At 58.8% G+C, this 19905-nt stretch carries 10 protein-coding genes; 9 read left to right on the top strand and 1 reads right to left on the bottom strand.

From position 1 onward, the window contains the following. The first annotated feature begins 116 nt into the window (after positions 1 to 116). The 9 genes from L1K66_RS15000 to L1K66_RS15040 all read left to right on the top strand — a co-directional run bounded on the left by L1K66_RS15000 (position 117) and on the right by L1K66_RS15040 (position 18679). Positions 117 to 977, top strand: a complete 861-nt coding sequence (locus L1K66_RS15000; RefSeq protein WP_252258598.1) for a WYL domain-containing protein — start codon at positions 117 to 119, stop codon at positions 975 to 977. Then, positions 974 to 6130: a DEAD/DEAH box helicase gene (locus tag L1K66_RS15005; protein ID WP_252258599.1), complete on the top strand. Its 5157-nt coding sequence runs from the start codon at positions 974 to 976 to the stop codon at positions 6128 to 6130. Before L1K66_RS15000 ends, L1K66_RS15005 begins: the two co-directional genes overlap by 4 nt. Continuing rightward, positions 6127 to 8916 carry a DEAD/DEAH box helicase gene (locus L1K66_RS15010; protein ID WP_252258600.1) on the top strand — a complete coding sequence of 930 codons (2790 nt, stop codon included), beginning with the start codon at positions 6127 to 6129 and terminating at the stop codon, positions 8914 to 8916. Before L1K66_RS15005 ends, L1K66_RS15010 begins: the two co-directional genes overlap by 4 nt. Next, on the top strand, positions 8916 to 12143 hold the full coding sequence (locus L1K66_RS15015) for an Eco57I restriction-modification methylase domain-containing protein (RefSeq protein ID WP_252258601.1): 3228 nt from the start codon (positions 8916 to 8918) through the stop codon (positions 12141 to 12143). Before L1K66_RS15010 ends, L1K66_RS15015 begins: the two co-directional genes overlap by 1 nt. Before the next feature lie 784 nt (positions 12144 to 12927). Beyond that, positions 12928 to 13728 carry a hypothetical protein gene (locus L1K66_RS15020; protein WP_252258602.1) on the top strand — a complete coding sequence of 267 codons (801 nt, stop codon included), beginning with the start codon at positions 12928 to 12930 and terminating at the stop codon, positions 13726 to 13728. 67 nt (positions 13729 to 13795) lie between these two features. Next, entirely contained in the window at positions 13796 to 15739 is a 1944-nt protein-coding gene (locus tag L1K66_RS15025) for a GmrSD restriction endonuclease domain-containing protein (protein ID WP_252258603.1), read from the top strand. Further along, positions 15736 to 16524 carry an HNH endonuclease gene (locus L1K66_RS15030; RefSeq protein WP_252258604.1) on the top strand — a complete coding sequence of 263 codons (789 nt, stop codon included), beginning with the start codon at positions 15736 to 15738 and terminating at the stop codon, positions 16522 to 16524. Before L1K66_RS15025 ends, L1K66_RS15030 begins: the two co-directional genes overlap by 4 nt. A gap of 181 nt (positions 16525 to 16705) precedes the next feature. Then, entirely contained in the window at positions 16706 to 17431 is a 726-nt protein-coding gene (locus tag L1K66_RS15035) for a hypothetical protein (protein ID WP_252258605.1), read from the top strand. 187 nt (positions 17432 to 17618) lie between these two features. Then, a protein-coding gene (locus L1K66_RS15040) for an IS630 family transposase (protein ID WP_252258606.1) occupies positions 17619 to 18679 on the top strand; the annotation gives its coding sequence in 2 pieces (ribosomal slippage) (positions 17619 to 18126 and positions 18126 to 18679; 1062 coding nt in all). Between the two features lie 113 nt (positions 18680 to 18792). On the opposite strand, the gene L1K66_RS15045 is transcribed toward L1K66_RS15040, so the two are convergent. Further along, positions 18793 to 19872, bottom strand: coding sequence for an ATP-dependent DNA ligase (locus L1K66_RS15045; RefSeq protein ID WP_252258607.1), 1080 nt, complete (start codon positions 19870 to 19872; stop codon positions 18793 to 18795). Between the last annotated feature and the right edge of the window lie 33 nt (positions 19873 to 19905).

Genomic DNA, 19905 nt, shown 5'->3' on the forward strand with positions numbered 1-19905 from the left:
GCCCCGTGAGCCCCGGACCAGTCCGACCAGTTTTCCTTGCTCAATCGATCTGGAGTGGCTTAGGCTCCAATCTGTCAACTTTTTGGAAGGTTCCGAAAAGTGATTCGGGGGTGGCCGTGGGCGACAGCAAGCCAAGTTTGCGATGGGGAGTGGAGCAGAAGCTCCAGTTCATCGAATTCCGCTTGTTCTGGGAAGGCCACGTCAACCGGAGCGATCTGATCGACAAATTTGGAGTGTCGCCCAACCAGGCCTCAGGCGACCTCAACCGTTATATCGCCTTAGCCCCGGACAACATGGTCTACGATAAGAGCGGCAAGACCTATGTCCGCTCATCCGCTTTCAAACCGCTGTTTCTGAAGCCGGACGCAACTCAATTTCTCTCTCAGGTCCGCTCGATTGCTGAGAGGGTTATTACTCCTGAGGACGCCTGGATCGGAAACCTGCCAGCCTTTGACGCGACGCCTGCGCCGGTCCGCGGGATTGATCCGGTTGTGCTGCGATCGATTGTCATCGCCATCAGGCGGCATGAGGCTATCGAAGTCCTCTATCAATCCATGTCAGCAACGGACCCAGAGTGGCGTTGGATTGCACCGCACGCCCTCGCATTCGATGGGTTCAGATGGCACGCCAGATCCTTCTGCGAGAAGAGCGATGAGTACCGCGACTTCGTAATCTCTCGCATCCTTGAGACGCGTCAAACAAGAGCCGCCAAGAAGCAGGCAGTGTCAGATGCCGCTTGGGAGGAGGTGGTCGAGCTTGAGGTTGGACCTCACCCTGATCTCAGCCCTAACCAGAGGCGCGTAATCGAGCTGGATTATGGGATGGAGAATGGGAGTGTGACGATCCCGGTCCGCAGAGCGCTGCTCTACTATGCGCTGAAGCGGCTGGGCCTCGACACGGATCCTTCGGCCCGCAAGCCGCAGGATCAGCAGATCATTTTACTAAATACCAATGACGTTCCAGGGGCATCGGCATGAACATCTTCGACCTCGATAAGGCTCTTGTTGACCGTTACGCTTCGTTCGCTCGTTCATTCTCTTCGATCCGTGCGCCGGAGATCGATCACCAGATCCGTGACGTTTATGAGCAAGGAAAGTTCTGGCCAGCTCCACTGATCACAATCAACCCGCGGTTCTTGCCTGGAAAGTCGATAGAGGAGCTTGCTGCATCAGGTGATGTCACTCCGGAGCTGGCATCAGTTTTTGCGGTAGGTGCAGAGCGAACGCCGATCCGCCTTCACCGGCATCAGGAGCGTGCCGTTGCCAAGGCGAGAAATCGCGAGAGCTTCGTGGTCACAACCGGCACTGGATCAGGCAAGTCACTTTGCTTCTTCGTTCCGATCGTGGATGCCATCATCCGAGCAAAGAAGTCGGGTGAAGCTCCCCGCACTCGGGCAATCATCATTTACCCGATGAATGCTCTGGCAAACTCGCAGCTCGGGGAAATTAGAAAATTTATCGCTGAGGCCGACATCCCTGAGCACTTGCGCCCGACGGTTGCCCGCTACACGGGTCAAGAGACACCCACTGAGCGACAGCAGATCTCCCACGACAAGCCGGACATCCTGCTGACGAACTTCATGATGCTCGAGCTCCTGATGACAAGGCAGGAAAAGCTCGATCGCGCGGTGATCGAAAACGCTCAGGGCCTCGACTTTCTGGTGCTAGACGAGCTGCACACATATCGAGGGCGCCAAGGCGCTGACGTCGCCATGTTGGTAAGACGTGTCAAGCAGCGTTTGACGCCGTCCAAGGATCTGATCTGCATCGGAACGTCAGCAACCATGTCCAGCTCGCCAGATGAGCTGGAGCGCGCCGCAGCGGTGGCAGAGGTCGCGACGAAGCTTTTTGGTCAGCCAATCTCTTCGGGCGGCATCATTGATGAAACGCTCGACCGGGCCACCTCCCATGAGATCAAAGCGGAGACACTTGGCGAGCCTTTGCGTCGGGCAGTCTTGCAGCCGCTAGCGCCGAAGTTGTCAGATACGGAACTGCGAGTTCATCCTCTTGCCTGCTGGATTGAAACGCAGATCGGTCTCGAAGACGGCGAAAAACTCCGTCGACGTAGACCTATGACGCTTCCTGACGCCGCAGCGAAGCTAGCTGAACAAACAGGTCTAGCGCAGGCTGATTGCACTCGGGCTATTGCCGAGATGCTGGCCATGATGGGTAAGCGGGAAGATCAGCGCGGCGGCACATCGTCACGGGCTTTTCTTGCTTTCAAGCTGCATCGATTCATTTCTGGTGCTGGTCAGGCCTACGCGACACTCGAGCCAGCCGGAAAACGGAGGGTAAGCCTCGAGGGCCAGAAGTATCATCCCGAGGATGAGAAAGCTCGTCTTTACCCTCTCTTCTTTTGCCGTGAGTGCGGGCAAGAGCATCATAGCGTATCCGTCACTTTTGCTGATGGCGCACAAAGAGTGATTGCCCGGCCAATTGATGAACCAGCACGCGATGAGGCTGAACCCGATGGAACCGAAACCGGCTATCTGGTCCCCGCGGTAAATGAAGACTTCCGTTTCTCAGGCGAAGTCAGCGACTATCCTGATGATTGGGTAGAGGTCGCAGCAAACGGCCAAGAGCGCCTGAAGCCGTCGCATCGGGGTAAACACGAAGGACGCCTGATGAGGGTGCGCCCCGATGGCAGTTTTGGGGATGACGGGATCCCCGCATGGTTCTTTGCTGGCAAGTATCGCTTTTGCCCTGAATGCGGTCATCAGCCGGCATCCGGCGCGCGCGAGATCAATAAGCTGGCAGGTCTGTCCGCTGAAGGGCGAAGTTCAGCGACCACCCTGATTGTGTCGACAATCCTAGCTTGGATGGAGCGTGACGGCACGCTTGATCCTCACACCCGTAAGCTTCTCGGCTTCACCGACAATCGCCAGGACGCCGCATTACAAGCTGGCCACTTCAACGACTTCATCTTCGTCACTCTGCTGCGAGGAGCGATTCTACGAGCCGTTAGAACTGCAGGCCCCCAAGGGCTAAAGCCAGACAAGTTTGGTGAGGCTGTAAGGCAGGCACTAGGTTTCGACCTCGAAGAGAAGGGCCGGCTCGGTGAATGGATGCTCGATCCGAACGCCAAAGGATATCAGAACAGGCAGGAAGCCCAGGAGATCCTCTCTGACATTCTGGCCCACCGCCTCTGGGCCGACCTGCGGCGAGGCTGGCGTTACACTAATCCAAACCTTGAAGAGGTCGGGTTAGTCGCCGCCAGCTTCCCTGGGCTGGATGATCTGGTGCAAGACGAAGAAGAATTTTTGGGCAACGAGCGCCTTGCTAAAGCGTCTCCGGAGCAGCGGCGCAAGCTATACGAAATTCTGTTCGATAACATGCGCCAAGGGCTGGCAGTTGCAACGGATGCTCTTGATCGAGGTAAAGTTCGACAGGCAGCGGAAGTGTCGCGCAACAGGCTCCGACTTCCATGGGCGATAGATCGCGAGGAAGAGAACACCCTTCGTGAGTGCGGCTTCCTGATGATCAATCCGCCTCGTAACAATAAGGTCAGGGCAACCGAGGCTGTCCTAATTCTGAGGGCCGGCCGGCAGAGCAAGCTCGGGAAAGCCCTTCGACAAGCCGCGCTTTGGGACAATCAACAAGTCCCATCCAAAGAATATGATGAGCTGATTGAGACCCTGCTGAAAGCAGCTGAGGCGCACCAGTTCGTTCGGCGGGTAGACGTAGGCTACGACGCGCCTGCATGGCGTATGGCCCCCACGGCGATCCGTTTGCTGCCAGCTAAAGAGCGTCGTGACGGAAAGCGCCAGAACCTGTTTTTCCGCGAACTGTACGAACAGGTTGCTGACATGCTCGCCCATGAAGGCAACCTTCCTTACAGTTTCGAGGCTCGTGAACACACTGCACAGGTCGATCAGGACGTGCGTGCGTGGCGCGAAGATCGTTTCCGCTTCGAACAGGCGGATCAGGACAGGATCAAGGGAAACCTTGATCAAATGCGCGAGCAAAACGAACCGGACAGCTTTCTCCCTGCAGTGTTCTGCTCCCCAACCATGGAACTGGGCGTGGACATCAGCGCCCTCAATGCGGTCTACCTTCGCAATGTACCGCCAACTCCGGCTAACTACGCACAGCGCTCAGGACGTGCAGGGCGTAGCGGTCAGGCTGCGCTGGTAGTCGTCTATTGTGCGGCTCAATCGCCGCACGATCAGTATTATTTTGCGGATCAACCCGCTTTGGTGGCAGGCGCGGTGCGCCCTCCAGCCTTGGATTTAGCCAACCAGGATCTGTTGAAGAGCCATTTACACGCTGAGTGGTTGGCTGCGGCTTCTGTGTCTCTCAATTCTGCCATCCCGGAAAATCTCGACATGAGCGGCGAGAATATGCCGATCGCCCCTGAGATTGCCGAGGGCCTCAAGCAGTTGGCAAAGTCAGGCGCAGCAAAGCCAATCATGCGCAAATTGATTGAATCAATGCTACCGGCAGTAACATTGCGGGATGCCCCTTGGCTCTCCGATGTTGATGCGTTCGTTGAAGATGCTGACCGAGATGCCTTTTTCGCGTTCAACCAAGCATTCGATCGTTGGCGTCACCTCCATAACAGTGCTCGGGAAGAACAGGAGTTAGCACACTCAATTCAGAGTAAGCCCGGGCTGCCGTTCGGTGAACGAAAGGCCGCAGCCTCGCGTTATTGGAATGCCTCTCGCGAACTGGAGATATTAGAGCACGGTAAAGCTTCCAGTGGGTCGGATTTTTATATCTACAGATATCTCGCTACTGAAGGTTTCCTGCCGGGCTACAACTTCCCGAGGCTCCCACTTTACGCGTTCATTCCGGCTTCGAAGAGCGCCATCTTGCAGAGGCCTCGTTTCCTAGCCATTGCTGAGTTCGGCCCCAACAGCATGATTTATCATGAAGGGCGAGCTTTCCGTGTGACCAAGGCCAAGCTGCCCGCACAGGGGCGGTTGGACAATGGGCAGCTATCAACCACGACGCTTATCCTTTGCCCTGAATGTGGGGCTGCTCACACCGATGAACTCCAAGAACGTTGCCACGCCTGTGCCGCGCCTTTGGGCGGTGCCGAGCGCCTCGACACAGTTTTCCGTATCGACAATGTCGAAACTGCGCCCTCAGAGCGGATCACTGCGAATGACGAGGATCGTCAGCGGCGCGGTTTTGAGATCCAGACCGTGTTCCAGTGGCCCGTCCACAACGGCTCGCCAGACATTCGATCGACGACCCTATGCGCCGACGACACGGAGCTGCTCAGGCTCGACTATGGTGCAGCCACCAAGCTCTCCCGGATCAACAAGGGGCTCAGGCGGCGAAAGTCGAAATCCATCTGCGGCTTCTTCATAGACCCTAACTCAGGGCGATGGCTCAAAGATCCAGAAAACGGCGATGATGACGATGGCATGGGAGATCCTACCCAGGCAAAGCCGCAGCGAATCGTGCCGATGGTCGAAGACCATAAAAATGCCCTCCTGCTGCAGCCCAAGGTCTCATTGAGCACCGAGGAGATGGCGACCTTCCAGCATGCGTTTATCCGCGGCATCCAGCTGGTCTTCGAACTCGAAGAGGGAGAAATCCTTGGCGAACCTCTGCCGACCCGGGACATTCGTCACACCATTCTGCTTTATGAAGCGACTGAAGGTGGCGCGGGCGTTCTCAACCGACTGGTTGCCGATCCAGCCAAGGTTGCCGAAGTGGCGCGCGAGAGCCTCAAGCTAATGCACTTCAAGGAGCCATTCGAGCCTGGTGACATGATTGAGACTGAAGATGCCTGCGTCGCTGGCTGCTATCGCTGCATCTTGTCCTATTTTAATCAGCCCGATCATGAACTGATCGACCGCCGAAACGACAACGTGATCAGCCTGCTTTGCGAGCTTACAACCGCTAACGAAAGCGAGGCCGAAACCGCCAGTGCAGGCGACCCTTGGGGTGAGGCTGTTCGGCAGTGGGGGCTTCCTAACCCGTCAGGACTCAGCATGGCGGGGATACAACTGCCCCTGTTCTGGCCAGCCAAGGGGGTACTCGCTGTGCCCGGCGGGGCATCACCTGGACTCGTCAACGAGGCCGCTGCTCTCGGTATCCTCGACGTAATCGATCTGCCTGATCGTCCGGCTGAGCACGCGCCAGCCGAACTACTTATTGCACTTGGAGTTTCCCGATGAACGCGGTCGTATTTTCTCCTGGTGACATGGTCCGTGCTCGCGGGCGTGAATGGATTGTTCTGCCATCGCCCTCCGAGGAACTGCTCAATATCCGGCCACTGTCGGGAACCGACGATGATGCGCAGCTGATTGCGCCCGCCCTTGAGGCAACACCTGTCAGCGCTGCCAGCTTCGCGGCCCCCACTGCCGACCGTCTCGACACGCAGGACGGGGGCCGTTTGTTGGCCGATGCCCTTCGCCTCTCGCTTCGTCGCGGCGCTGGACCATTCCGAAGCGCTGCTCACTTGGGCGTCGAACCCCGTGCCTATCAGCTTGTCCCACTGATGATGGCGCTTAAGCAATCCGTTGCACGGCTGTTGATTGCTGACGATGTTGGTATCGGCAAGACCATCGAAGCAGGCATGATCCTTCGCGAGTGGCTGGATCGCGGCCTTACAGACAGGTTCACCGTCCTGTGCCCGCCGCATCTCGTTGATCAATGGGTCAGCGAACTTGCCGAGAAGTTTGATATTGATGCCGTAGCCGTCACGGCAGCACGGGCTCGCGGGCTCGAGCGGGGCTTGCCTACCTCGCAAAGTCTGTTCGAGGCTTACCCGTACACCGTCGTCAGCCTCGACTATATCAAGGCAGACAGTAGGCGTGATGAGTTTGCACGGGCGTGCCCGCAATTCGTCATTGTCGATGAAGCGCATGCGTGTGTCGGTAATGAGAGGGGGAAGCACCAGCGCTTCGATCTTCTGCAAACACTGTCTGCAGACGCCGACCGACACATGCTCCTTCTGACTGCGACGCCGCACAGCGGCGACATTGTGGCTTATGACCGCCTGCTGGGTCTGGTCCATCCAGATCTGGCCGGCGGCCCGGAATCAGGGGATGCCAATGCCCGTGAGCGCTATGCCCGCCGGTTGGCTCAGCACTTCATCCAGCGCCGTCGCCCTGACATCCAGGATGGCTGGGACGAGAAACGTGCCTTTGCCCGGCATGAGACCAAGGAATCGCCATTCACGCTCGCAGGTGATTTTGCCACCTTCCAGGAGGCAGTCCTCGATTACTGCCTGAACGTTACTGAGCGTGCAGGATCAGATCAGAGGCATCGCCGTCTCGCCTTCTGGGGGACGCTTGCACTCATGCGCTGTGTGGGCTCGTCCCCTGCCGCAGCGGTCAGTGCTCTTCGAAACCGCCTTGGTGGCATGGCAGAGGAAGAAGCGATCGAACCGGTCGTGTTCGATGCCGAAGATGGCGTTCTCAATGAGAGCGACGTGGAGCCCGCCACTGCCATTGAAGACCAGGAGGAGGCAGCAGCACTTAGCAGCCTCATCGAACTGGCCCAATCCCTCGACGCCCGGCGGGATGAGGACCCCAAGGTCAAGAAGCTCGTTGCGGAGTTGCGTCCCATTCTGAAGGAGGGCGCCAAGCCTGTCATCTTCTGCCGTTTCATAGCTACGGCTGAGGCACTGGGAGAAACCCTGCGAGCCATCTTCCCGAAGGCAGCCATAGCCGTGGTCACGGGTACTCTTCCGCCTGATGAACGACGCAGCCGGGTCGATGCGCTTGAGCCCTTCGAAAACCGGATCCTCGTTGCGACCGACTGCTTGTCGGAAGGTATCAACCTCCAGAGCCTGTTCGACACGGTCGTCCACTACGACCTGAGCTGGAACCCGACCCGGCATCAACAGCGCGAGGGCCGCGTCGACCGTTTCGGACAACAGGCGCCCGTTGTCCGCTCGCTCATGATGTATGGCGAAAACAGCCCAATCGACGGGGCTGTGCTCAACGTGATCCTGCGAAAGGCCGAAGAAATCCAGAAGGCGACGGGCGTCAGCGTTCCGATGCCGGAAGACCAGGAAAGCGTGACCTCAGCTCTGATGCAGGCGGTCTTGCTGCACCGTGGCGGCAGCGCAAAAAGCCAGATGACGTTTGACTTCGGCCCTGGTGCCGACCTGTTCGAGCGGCAATGGCGCGATACGGCTGAGGGGGCAAAGGCAAGCCGCGCCCGCTATGCCCAGGGATCATTGAAGCCTGACGAAGTTCTCCCCGAGTGGCGCAAGATGCGGGCGCTTAATGGTGGCCCCAAGGAAGTAGCCCGCTTCACGGAGCGGGCCCTAAAGCGCCTCCAAGCCCCATTGGAACCTCTGCTCGGCCATTCGCTGCTTCACCTCGACTTCCTGCCCGAGATGATGCGTGAGCGGTTGGGGCAGCGAGGTTTGCATGGCACGAAGCGGGTCAGCTTTGAAGACGACCCGTCTCCCGGTGTAACCCATGTTGGCCGCGTCCACCCGGTAGTAGCCGTCTTGGCCGAGACTTTGGCTGAGGGCGCACTAGACCCAGAAGCTGCAGAAGGGCGCGCCCTCGGTCGCGCTGGCGTCTGGCGGACCCGTGCGGTGAGCCAGATGACAACGCTGCTGCTGCTGCGCCTGCGCTACAAGCTGGTGACCAGCGGCCGTATGAACCGTCTCCTGCTAGCGGAAGAAGCCACCGGGCTGGCCTTCTCAGGGCTTGGCCAGGACGTATCGCTGAGCGCTGAAGACGCGCTGGCCCTGCTTGAAGCCGAAGCTTCAAGCAATATCGATGAAAGTGCACGCATCCGGCAGATCGACGCTGCCCGCGACCGCTTGGCTTCCTACACGCCCGCTCTTGAGGCGTTCGCTCATCAGCGCGGTGAAGCACTTTCGTTCGATCACCTCCGCCTGACCGAGGCCGCTGGCGGCGGTGCCACCGTCAAGGTCAGTCCCGTTCTGCCAGCCGATATCATCGGCCTTTATGTCCTGCTGCCGGAGGTGAACTGATGTCCCGTGCCATAAAGCGCGCTGCCGACATCGGCTTTGCCGCGATCACAATTGAAGGTGGGCTGATCGCCCCCGCCCAAGTGCAGGCGATTGCCTCCGCTGCGCCCGATCAAAAGATGGCGGCCGACTATGGTTGTCCGAAGGGCACCGGCCTGCGCGATGAGATTACGCGCTATTTCCGCATCGGTCAGGCCCATTGGCAGGCCTATACCCGGCTAGATCAGCCCACCATGCAGCAGACCGCTGATTTTGCGCGGAGCCTGCTGGAACAAGCGTTCGGCTTCGAGCTCACTGGGCCGCATCATCATACCCGCGAAGATCGGCGCTACACCATCGCATGGGAAGCTAAGGGTGGGCGCGTCCCGGTAGTCGTCGCACCGCCAGCACCAGCAGAAAAGGGCAAGGCAGGCGATGGGTTCGCCCGGGCATTGCCGGAGTTCGGAGATGGAGCAAGCGGTCGCATTGCACGCCGTTCGCCTACCGTGCTGTTGCAAGAATGGCTCAATGCCAACCCGGACTTCTATTGGGGCCTCGTCTTTGCAGGCGACCGGGTACGGCTGATGCGCGACAATGCCAGCCTGACCCGTCCGGCCTGGATCGAGGCAGACCTTGGCGCGATCTTCCGCGATGAGATGTTCGCTGATTTTGCGGCCCTGTGGCTGCTGATCCACGCCAGCCGTTTCGGTGCGGAAGGCGCAGGCGCCAGCGATTGCGCGCTGGAGCGCTGGCGCGAGGCTGGGATGCGGGCCGGCACCTCTGCTCGAGAGCGGCTGCGGGTCAACGTCGAGGATGCGCTGATGGCACTGGGCCAGGGCATCCTTGATGCTAACCCCACCATCCGGGAACGGCTCGATACCAATGATCTGACCATGCCGCATCTGTTCGAACAGATGCTGCGCGTGGTTTACCGGCTGATCTTCCTGGGCGTGGCCGAGGATCGCGATCTGCTGCATCCACCCGCGACGCCCAAGGCCGTGCGCGATCTTTACAGCAACAACTATGGTTTTGCCTGGCTGCGAGACCGGTCGACGCGCCGCAACGCGCACGATCATCACCATGATGCCTGGGAAGGCGTGAAGGTGGTGTTCCGCGCGCTGGAGCGTGGGGAAAAGCTGCTGGGCTTGCCCGCGCTTGGCGGCCTGTTCGACCGGGCCCTCACGCCTGATCTAGATGCCGCGCAAATCCCCAATCGGGGAATGCTTGCAGCCGCGTTCAAGCTGGGCTGGCTGATCGAGGATGGCCGCCGGGTTCGGATCAACTGGCGCGATATGGCGACCGAGGAACTGGGCAGCGTTTATGAAGGCCTGCTCGAACTCGTGCCCGTGCGCGAGGATGGCGGGCGCACCTTCGGCTTCGCAGGCGGTGCGGAAGCACGCGGCAATGCGCGTAAGGTATCAGGCAGCTATTACACGCCGGACAGTCTGGTGCAGTGCCTGCTCGACAGCGCTCTCGATCCGGTGCTGGACCGGGCCGAAGCAGAGGGCGGCGCGGATGCCATCCTTGAACTGAACGTGATCGACCCTGCCTGCGGATCGGGCCACTTCCTGCTGGGCGCGGCGCGGCGCATGGCGACGCGGGTGGCGCAGATCCGCAACCCCGATGCGCCCGATTATAACGCAGCGATGCGCGATGTTGTGCGCGGCTGCATCCACGGGGTGGATCGCAACCCGATGGCGATCGAACTGGCCAAGGTGGCGCTGTGGATTGAATCGGTGGAACCGGGCAAGCCGCTCGGATTCCTCGATGCCAACATCCAGTGCGGAGACAGCCTGCTGGGCGTGTTCGATCTGCAGGCGCTGGAAGAAGGCATTCCGGATGATGCCTACAAGCCGCTGACCGGCGACGACAAGGACACCGCCAAGTACTACGCCAAGCGCAACAAGGACGAGAAGAAGGGCCAGGCCGCTTTCGATTTCAGCGCGGGCGGCGGCACCGGGCTGCCCCCGGCCAAACTCGCTGCGACGATGGACGATCTGCGCCATCTGCCGGAAGATACGGTTGCCCAGGTTGCGGAAAAGCGCCGTCGCTTCGCCGCGTGGGAGGCTGACCCAAAACGCTACGCCACCAAGGTGGCCTGCGATCTCTATATCGCCGCCTTCCTTCTGCCCAAGACGGGCGGCGCACCGGCCAACGCGAACAGCGTGACGGTGCCGACTACCTCGCACCTGCGTCAAAGGCTCGGCGGCGGGCAGATTTACGGCCCGTTGGAAGCCGCCGCAGTCGATGCGGCGGGTGATGCCCGTGCCTTTCACTGGCCACTGGCCTTCCCCGAGGTGATGATCGGCAAGGGCGGGTTCGATGTAGTGCTCGGCAATCCGCCTTGGGAGCGGATCAAGCTGCAGGAGCAGGAGTTCTTCGCCAGCCGCGATGCCGATATTGCCAATGCACCCAATGCTGCGGCACGCACGAAATTGATCAAGGCGCTGCCCACCGCCGTGCTGGCGGATGGATCACCGGACATGCCGCGCCGCCAGCTTCATGCCGCTTTCGAAGCGGCCAAGCGCACGGCGGAGGCGTCATCAGTTTTCTTCAGCTCTCCCAAGGATGAAGACCCGACCAAGATTGCGCTGGCTAAGGTATCCAAGGCGCGGCGCTATCCGTGGACCGGGCGCGGAGATGTGAACACCTACGCCCTGTTCGCCGAGCATTTCCTGAATCTCGCAAATGCCAGCGGTGGTGCAGGCATTATTGTGCCCACTGGTATCGCCACCGATGCCACCACCGCGCCATTCTTTGGACATCTGGTATCGAGCCAGCGGCTGGCTGGGCTGGTTGATTTTGAGAATAGCCAGCCGCTGTTCCCCGGTGTCCATCGCAGCTTCAAATTCGCCCTGCTAACACTGGGCAGCGGCGTGGCCGAAGCGGAATTCGCATTTTTCCTGACAGACCCCACCCAGTTGGAGGACAGCCGCCGCTGCTTCACCCTGTCGCCCGCACAGATCGCGGCCATCAACCCCAACACCAAGACCGCGCCTGTCTTTCGCTCTCGCCGCGATGCAGAACTGACCGCCGCCATCTATAATCGCGTGCCAGTGCTGATCGAGGAAGCAAAGGGGGCATCGGGCAACCCGTGGGTTTGTCGTTCATGGCCATGTTCCACATGTCGAACGACAGCGGCCTGTTCCGCACCGCCGAACAGTTGCGGGATGACGGCTGGCAGCGCGACGGCACGAATTGGGCGCAGGCCGACGGACAGCGCTACGTTCCGCTCTATGAAGCTAAGATGATCCACCAGTTCGATCACCGCTGGGCCAATGGCGCCGACAGCGAAGACGGTGGGGAGACGCTTTCGCGAGATGGCACGTCCGAACCTAATCCGAGATACTGGATTAATGCCAAAGAGCAGCGAAACGCCGCTCAAGATGCTCGCCGGGGGGGTGGCTGGCTTTTAGCCAGTCGAATGATCGCCCGTCTGACCGACGAGCGTACCTTCATTGCTTCGATGATACCGGACTCCGGGGTTGGTAATTCGGCTGCTGTTTGGAAGCAACCTGTCGCACGACACCAGGATGCGGTACCGTTATTGGCGAACATAAATGCTCTAGTTACAGATTGGATCGTGCGCCAAAAGGTCGGCGGCGCCAACATGAACTTCTTTTATGTTCAACAATTTCCTATTCTTCCTCCCAGCGCATATTCCGACGCTGATCTCGCATACATCGCCCCGCGCGTGCTGGAACTGGTCTTCACCAGCCACTCTATGGCCCCATTCGCCCGCGATATGGGCTATGAAGGACCACCGTTCGCCTGGAACGAAGACCGCCGCGCGCAACTGCGGGCGGAGCTCGACGCCTGGTATGCGCTCGCCTACGGCCTGACCCGCGACGAGCTGCGCTATGTGCTCGATCCCAAGGACGTAATGGGCGAAGACTACCCATCCGAAACCTTCCGCGTCCTTCAGAAGAACGAGATCGCCAAATACGGCGAATACCGCACCCAGCGCCTCGTCCTCGCCGCCTATGACGCACTGGTGGCCGGCGGCATGCGCCCGCGGATCGAGGGCTACAAGTAATGGGCGATGAGGAGGATATCCCGGGCGAAGAGCTGGCCTCGGTAATCCGGGGGGCAAATGGTGCGCCTGTTGCCGAGGCCCTCATCGGTTGCAGCTTCTACCGCGATGATCCTGATGACCTTGCGACGATTACCCAATGCGATCGCGGCTCGGGCCGTCTGTCCTTGCAGTCTCCCGCGGGTGCGACACGCGTTGCCGGCCTTGCCTCTGGCTACGTGCTTCTCACCCCTACCTTGCGCTCCGCACTGGAAGCCGCGATCACGCCCGCCCAACGTGCGGAAAAGAAAGCGCGCGCGTTTATTGCCGCATATGGTTTTACCGGCGCGATCGAACAGCAGGATATTAACCCGCTCCTCAGTGCAATCCGCAGCGCCCAGGAAGGCGTGATTCCTCCGATCGACGAGCGAAGGCACGCTCTTCGTCTGGCCGAAAAGTATGGCGCTGAACGGGTGGTTGCGAAACTGGCCTCAGCCTGCGTTGATGCCGATCCTGCCAAGGTACTGCCTGACGTTCTGATCACCCTCTTGCCGGCGCTGCGCCATTCTGGCCGCAGTTCGGAAGCCTTGGCACGCAGCGAAATTCTAAGATCGTCGGGATTGGGTCTCTCCCCCAGCGAAGAGCGCGTGCTTTTCACCGAACGAGCAGCCCTGCTGGCTGACCGTTACGAGCAAACGAGAACACCGGAATTCCTGGCGGAAGCCCGCAAGGCAGCCAATCGCAGCTGGGCCAATGGCCAATCTGAACACTGCAGCCATGTATATGAGCGGCTTAAGAAATTAGAACGGGAAGCTCAGGCATGAGTTCTCCCGGGCTACCTTCGGCAGCGCCCGCACACAAAATGCACACCCAATCCAAAGGCCACCGTTGATGCAAATTTCCACCATCCTCAACTACATCGACAACGGTCATATGGCCCTGCCGGAGTTCCAGCGCGGGTATGTCTGGGGCGGCGATCAGGTGCGTGGATTGTTCGGGTCGCTCTATCGCAGGCACCCGGTCGGCGGTCTGCTGGTGTGGGCCACGCAATCCGAGGGCGCGCAATATCGTGGCGATCAGGAACTTGCGCCGGGTGTCGTCAAGCTCTTGCTCGATGGCCAGCAGCGGATGACGTCGCTCTATGGCGTGATCCGGGGTATGCCGCCCAAGTTCTTCGACGGGAATGAAAAGGCCTTCACCAACCTGCATTTCCATATCGGACGCGAGGAATTCCAGTTCTACCAGCCGATTGCGATGAAAGACGATCCGCTGTGGATCGACGTCAGCGCCCTGTTCAAGGGCGGCAATGATGGTCTGGGCACTATGATCGCTGCGCTAGCCGCGAAACCCGAACACGCCCCGCAGATCGGCGAATATGCCGGCCGCCTGAACAAGCTCCTCGGCATTCGGGATATTGATCTGCATATCGAGGAGATCACCGGAGCGGACATGACGCTCGATGTGGTGGTCGACATCTTCAACAAGGTGAACAGCGGCGGCACCAAGCTGTCGAAGGGCGATCTGGCACTGGCCAAGATATGCGCCGACTGGCCTGAAGCGCGTGCCGAAATGAAGACGCGCCTCTCGACATGGAAGCAGGCGGGATACGACTTCTCGCTCGATTGGCTGCTGCGGTCGGTCAACACCGTGCTGACTGGTGAAGCCAAGTTCCTGCACCTGCATGAACGCTCCGCTGAAGAGGTGCAGGGTGCGCTTTCACGGGCCGGCAAGCATGTGGAGACAGCGCTGAACCTGATTGCCGGGCGCCTTGGCCTTGATCACGATCGGGTGTTCTTTGGCCGCGGGGCTGTGCCCGTCATGGCTCGGTATCTGGATCAGCATTCAGGGCCGATGAGCCAGCAGGAACGGGACAAGCTGCTGTTCTGGTATGCGCAGGCAGCCATGTGGGGGCGTTTTTCAGGTTCGACCGAAAGCTTCATCGACGCGGACCTCGAAGCTCTGTCTGCCGGTGGGCTCGACCGCATGCTGGATGCCCTGCGTCTGTGGCATGGTGGCCTGCGCGTGGAACCGGGCCATTTCACCGGTTGGAACATGGGATCCCGTTTCTACCCGGTGCTCTACATGCTGACCCGCATGGCCGAAGCACGCGACTGGGGGTCTGGCCTGCCGCTCAAAGCCGACATGCTGGGCAAGCTGAGCAAGCTGGAAGTCCACCACATCTTCCCCAAGGCCCAACTCTACAAGGCGAATTTCAGCCGGGCCGATGTCAACGCGATCGCCAATTTCTGCTTCCTGACGAAGGGCACGAACCTCAATATTTCCGATGAGCGCCCAGAGGTTTATTTCGAGGAGATCGAGGCCAACCATCCCGGGGCCTTGGCATCCCAGTGGGTGCCGATCGATCGCAACTTGTGGCGGATCGAAAACTATCAGGACTTCCTCGCCGCGCGGCGTGAGCTTCTGGCGGCCGAGGCCAATAAACAGTTGGCGAGCTTGCTTGGTACAGAGGCGGATCGTTGGCTGGCAAGTGCCGCACCTATTCTGGCAGCCCCCGCAGTGATTGGCGGGTTCGCCACCGAGGAAGAAGAGAACGAATTGGTCGAACTCAATGCCTGGGCGCAAGACCGCGGGCTGGCGGAAGGCGTTCTGGCGTTTGAGTTGGTAGATGAAGCTACCGGCGGACAGCAGGCTGTGCTCGACATCGCTTGGCCCAATGGTGTCAGGCAGGAATTGACGGAAGCGGTGGCAGTGCTGATCGACGAAAGCGCAGAGCTGATGTCGCTGGCCAACTCAGCCGGTTTCAGGTGCTTCACGACTGCAGAGGCTTTCCGCCAATATGTGAACCATGAAGTCGAGGGTGAGCCTGTCGCATGATCGATACCAGAGATCGGCTATCTGAATATCCGTTCGCGCTGGAATCCGAACTGCGCGACGCTGCCAACGAGCATGGCTATCGGATCCCGCAAGGACAGGCAGCGGGCTGGTTGTTTTTCTCGTCGGCGTCAGCGCCCGGTGAAATCGCAGTCGCGGCATCAACAAATGGGATGGCCGGACCTTTCTTCCTGTCCGTCGCCCATCCCGGGGCGGCACGGGAGCTGAAGGCTGAGCTGGCCGGACCTTGCGCAAAAGGGCACGCGGGAGCCTTCGCATTCCAGGATAGAGATGGCCTCTTCGAAGCAGTCAGTGCGGTCTACCGATTGTCGATGTGCTTGCCGACACTGCCTTACGAGGACTTCCTCAACGATACCGCGCATCTGGGCGATACCGAGGCCGAACGAGAGCAAAAAGTTCGCATCGGCCAGAACCGTTTTCGCTCGGCACTGATGGACTATTGGAATGCGACCTGCCCCCTAACGGGTGTGAGGGAACCCGAACTCTTGCGGGCATCACACATTGTTCCGTGGGCGGCGTGTAGCAGCGACCAAGAGCGGTTGAACGTCCACAATGGCCTGCTGCTCTCAGCCTTGTGGGACGCGGCCTTTGATGCCGGTCTTGTGACTTTTGATGATCTGGGACGGTCGATAGCTTCCCCAAAGCTGGGACTGGATGCCCGTGAAGCTCTGAGACTGGAAAACGTGCCGCCACTGCCTCTTTCAGACCAGCATCGGGAACGCCTAAAGTGGCACCGCGAGAACATCTGGATGGCACATGAGCTTTGAATCGAAAAGCATTATGATCCCAATATCTAGGCCTGCATAAAATTTAACCATCTGATTTCGAACAGCAAGATGAGTTTTCAATCTTCTGATCATTAACGAAGTATAGATCGGCATTGACGTGAATAACGCTTCAAGACCCCCGCTTTGGGCCAGGAATAATGCGAGGAAGGCGGTCGACTTGATGGATGGCACGCCTGCCTATGTATCCCTGTACAAGGTGATGCCCAAGGCCGGCCAACAGCTCAAGAAAGCCGCGGCTGAGATTAAATTGAAAACCTACCTCCTTGGCATGGAGAAGGAGAGCCGCCTCCTGATCACAGGCAAGCGAGAATTCATTGCCCCTTGTCTTGGCACTGCCTACGTCTCCGACGGAGAGGAAGTTGAACGCAATGTGATGATTTCAAGGATCGCCTACAAAGTCCAGAAATCCGGGATAGTCACCCAAATCACTCCGTTCATGAACATCCCGCACCATGCATTTGGTCGGATCTTTGAACGAGATTTGCGCCCCCCCGATGAGGTGGCCAAGGCTATCGTGAACAGTCAGTTTATCGACACTGTCCTTGAACTTCACTCGATTGGAGACCCCGAAGGAAGCGAAAATGCCTTTGCCCTTCGGTTTCTGGGGGGCTTTCTGACGGGAACTGTACGCGAGGTCATAGCCGGGAATGAAGTTGTCGATACGAAGATTCTGGATGTCAGGACATTTCTTCATGCCGATGACAAGCCGGAATGGGTAGCGATGACAACCGATAAGCCGTACGCATTTTTTCAATATGTTGACCGACGCAGCAAAAATGCATCTATCGATGAAATCTCTGATTTTTTAAAAGGAGCTGTCGAGCCCGAAGCTTTGCGCTTTGATCCGTTACTTCTCATGGCATCAGTGCCCCGCAACAAATTCTAATTGCCTTTGCGAAACAGCCAAAGTTACAGAATTCCCACCAGTATGAAAACGAGCAAAAGTGGGGTATTCAAAATTTCTTCGAGCATCATTTTGACAGCTAATACCAAAACTTGTGGAATCTGACTCATTGGGGGTGTTCTTGAGGGCTTGAGCGTGATTCAGCATCGCAAACTGTTGGAGGTTTGCGATGGCGGCACCGGTCAAGGTCCGACAAGATTTGAGTTCTGACGAGCTTCGTGGCGTTGCGCGGAGTAGCAAGGATGCTGGGCAAGTCCGGCGCCTTTTGGCATTGGCGGCGATCCTTGATGGCAGCAGCCGGAGCGAGGCCGCCAGGATTGCTGGCGTGACGCTGCAGATCGTGCGGGACTGGGTGCTTCGCTTCAACGAGGCCGGGGTCGCCGGCTTGGCGACACGCAAGGCCCCAGGGCCCAGCACCATTCTTGATGACCATCATCTTCATGCGCTGGCAGAGATTATCGAGGCAGGGCCGATCCCTGCTGTTCACGGTGTGGTGCGCTGGCGGATCATCGATCTGGTGCAATGGCTATGGGATGAGTTCCAGGTGTCGATCAGCAAACAAGCGCTTGGCCATGAACTGCGCGCGATGGGCTATCGCAAGCTCTCCGCGCGTCCGCGTCACCGCGGGCAGAAGAGCGAGGACATCGCCATTTTTAAAAAGAGTTCGCCACCCGTCTGGCGCAAATCCGGGAACGCCTCCCACAAGGAACTCCCATAGAGTTGTGGTGGCAGGATGAAGCCCGGATCGGCCAGCAGACCAAGCTCACCCGGCGCTGGGCCAAGCGCGGCACGCGCCCTTCGGCTCCTCGCGATCAACGGCGCTCCTCGGCCTGGATCTTTGGCGCGATCTGCCCTGCGGAAGGTAAGGCTGCCGGTATCGTCATGCCCCGCTGCAACAGTGAAGCGATGACCATGCATCTGGAAGAGATCGCGTTCCACGTGGCACCCGGCGCCCATGCCGTCGTCATCCTCGATCAGGCTGGATGGCACGGTTCTGCCGAACTGGTCGTGCCGTCCAACATCACTCTGTTGCCGCTGCCGCCACGATGCCCCGAGCTCAACCCGGTTGAGAACGTCTGGCAATTTATGCGCGATAACTGGCTCTCCAACAGGATCTTCAAGTCCTACGACGACATCGTCGACCACTGCTGCTTCGCCTGGAACAACCTCGTCAATCAGCCATGGCGCATCATGTCCATCGGCATGCGGCAGTGGGCGCATGGGTCGTGATCAGCGAGTCTTGGTATAAAATCACCAAGGCAATCAAAAATCCGAAGAATATTATATGGATAGGCCATAGATCTTTGTCGTTCATGCCTCAGTTCCCGTGCAAGCCAACAGCACTACATGGTTCGTTCATCACCCCAGAACTTGGTGACGACAGGGAACCTCGGTATCCCGTCAGGGGTCAGGTGGAAAAACTGAACAGTCACGACGCGGTGATTTTCTGACAGAAGCTCAACAGCCCTTTGCTGGCTCCCCTTGATGCCGGCCCCGAATGTTCGGCCGTCTGGCAGACGACAGATCACGCTCTTGGCCATCCCGGACCAGTTCCCGACACCCTCCTCGATAGAGACACATTCAAATTCAGCGTCCTGGAACTCTTTGCGCTTGAGCAGGCCTTTTGAGCGCTTCTGCTCATATTGAGCATCGGCCCGCCACATCGAACCTTCATATCCGGCTTCGAGCCACTCCCCATGAAGGGTATCGTAGTGATCTTCATCGACCACCCGGTTAGTGGAAACCAGTTTGATTATATCCGCTGATACGCGATCGATCGTTTCCTGCAGAAGTTCCCACCTCTGAGCGAACATCGCTTCCGACGAGGGTAGGTCGTAGACGTGATATTGCACCAAATCTTTCGAACGCCTTAGGTGCTCAGGGTCGGGCTCCTTGCGGCGAACCAGACTGACGATGGAATTGAAATCGTCCTTCAACTCGTGGTTGTAGAGTTCCCCGTCGAGGATCAGATCAGGGTTGTTTGAAAACAGCGGCAGAAGGCCTTCATGCACGTGTGGGGCGCCCAAAATTGGCTGCCCTTCGCGGGTGAAGAGGCCATCCTGACGCGCGACACAGCGGATCCCGTCGAGCTTTGGCTGAGCAAAGCCCGGTGCAAAGGCCTCGTAACTCTTGGCAAGCATCGGTTTGAAAAACCGAGGCGTATCCACATCATCGACGTTTTCAAAATATTCCCGCTTCAGGTGATAAGCATAGGCCGATTTAATCTCGAATTCAGCCTGCTGGAGGTCGGTTCGCCCCTGCTTTCCTTCGCACATTGTCCAGCCTGTTGCGACCTGTGCCCCGTCGCGTAGTCCAGATAGCACTCTGTGCGCCGCACCCTGACGCTCCATCCGCCACACACGAATTCGGCCCATGGTGTCCCGTTTGAAAATCGGCGGATAGAATATGATTTCGTCTTCCATAGGGTTTGTAGATCCAAGCAATTGTTGCAGCCT

The organism is Erythrobacter aurantius (assembly GCF_023823125.1).
GTDB lineage: Bacteria > Pseudomonadota > Alphaproteobacteria > Sphingomonadales > Sphingomonadaceae > Erythrobacter > Erythrobacter aurantius.

Coding starts and splice junctions, on each gene's coding strand:
- L1K66_RS15035 (WP_252258605.1), top strand. CDS start 16,706: ATGGATGGCACGCCTGCCTATGTATCCCTGTACAAGGTGATGCCCAAG.
- L1K66_RS15045 (WP_252258607.1), bottom strand. CDS start 19,872: ATGGAAGACGAAATCATATTCTATCCGCCGATTTTCAAACGGGACACC.
- L1K66_RS15020 (WP_252258602.1), top strand. CDS start 12,928: ATGGGCGATGAGGAGGATATCCCGGGCGAAGAGCTGGCCTCGGTAATC.
- L1K66_RS15025 (WP_252258603.1), top strand. CDS start 13,796: ATGCAAATTTCCACCATCCTCAACTACATCGACAACGGTCATATGGCC.
- L1K66_RS15030 (WP_252258604.1), top strand. CDS start 15,736: ATGATCGATACCAGAGATCGGCTATCTGAATATCCGTTCGCGCTGGAA.
- L1K66_RS15015 (WP_252258601.1), top strand. CDS start 8,916: ATGTCCCGTGCCATAAAGCGCGCTGCCGACATCGGCTTTGCCGCGATC.
- L1K66_RS15010 (WP_252258600.1), top strand. CDS start 6,127: ATGAACGCGGTCGTATTTTCTCCTGGTGACATGGTCCGTGCTCGCGGG.
- L1K66_RS15005 (WP_252258599.1), top strand. CDS start 974: ATGAACATCTTCGACCTCGATAAGGCTCTTGTTGACCGTTACGCTTCG.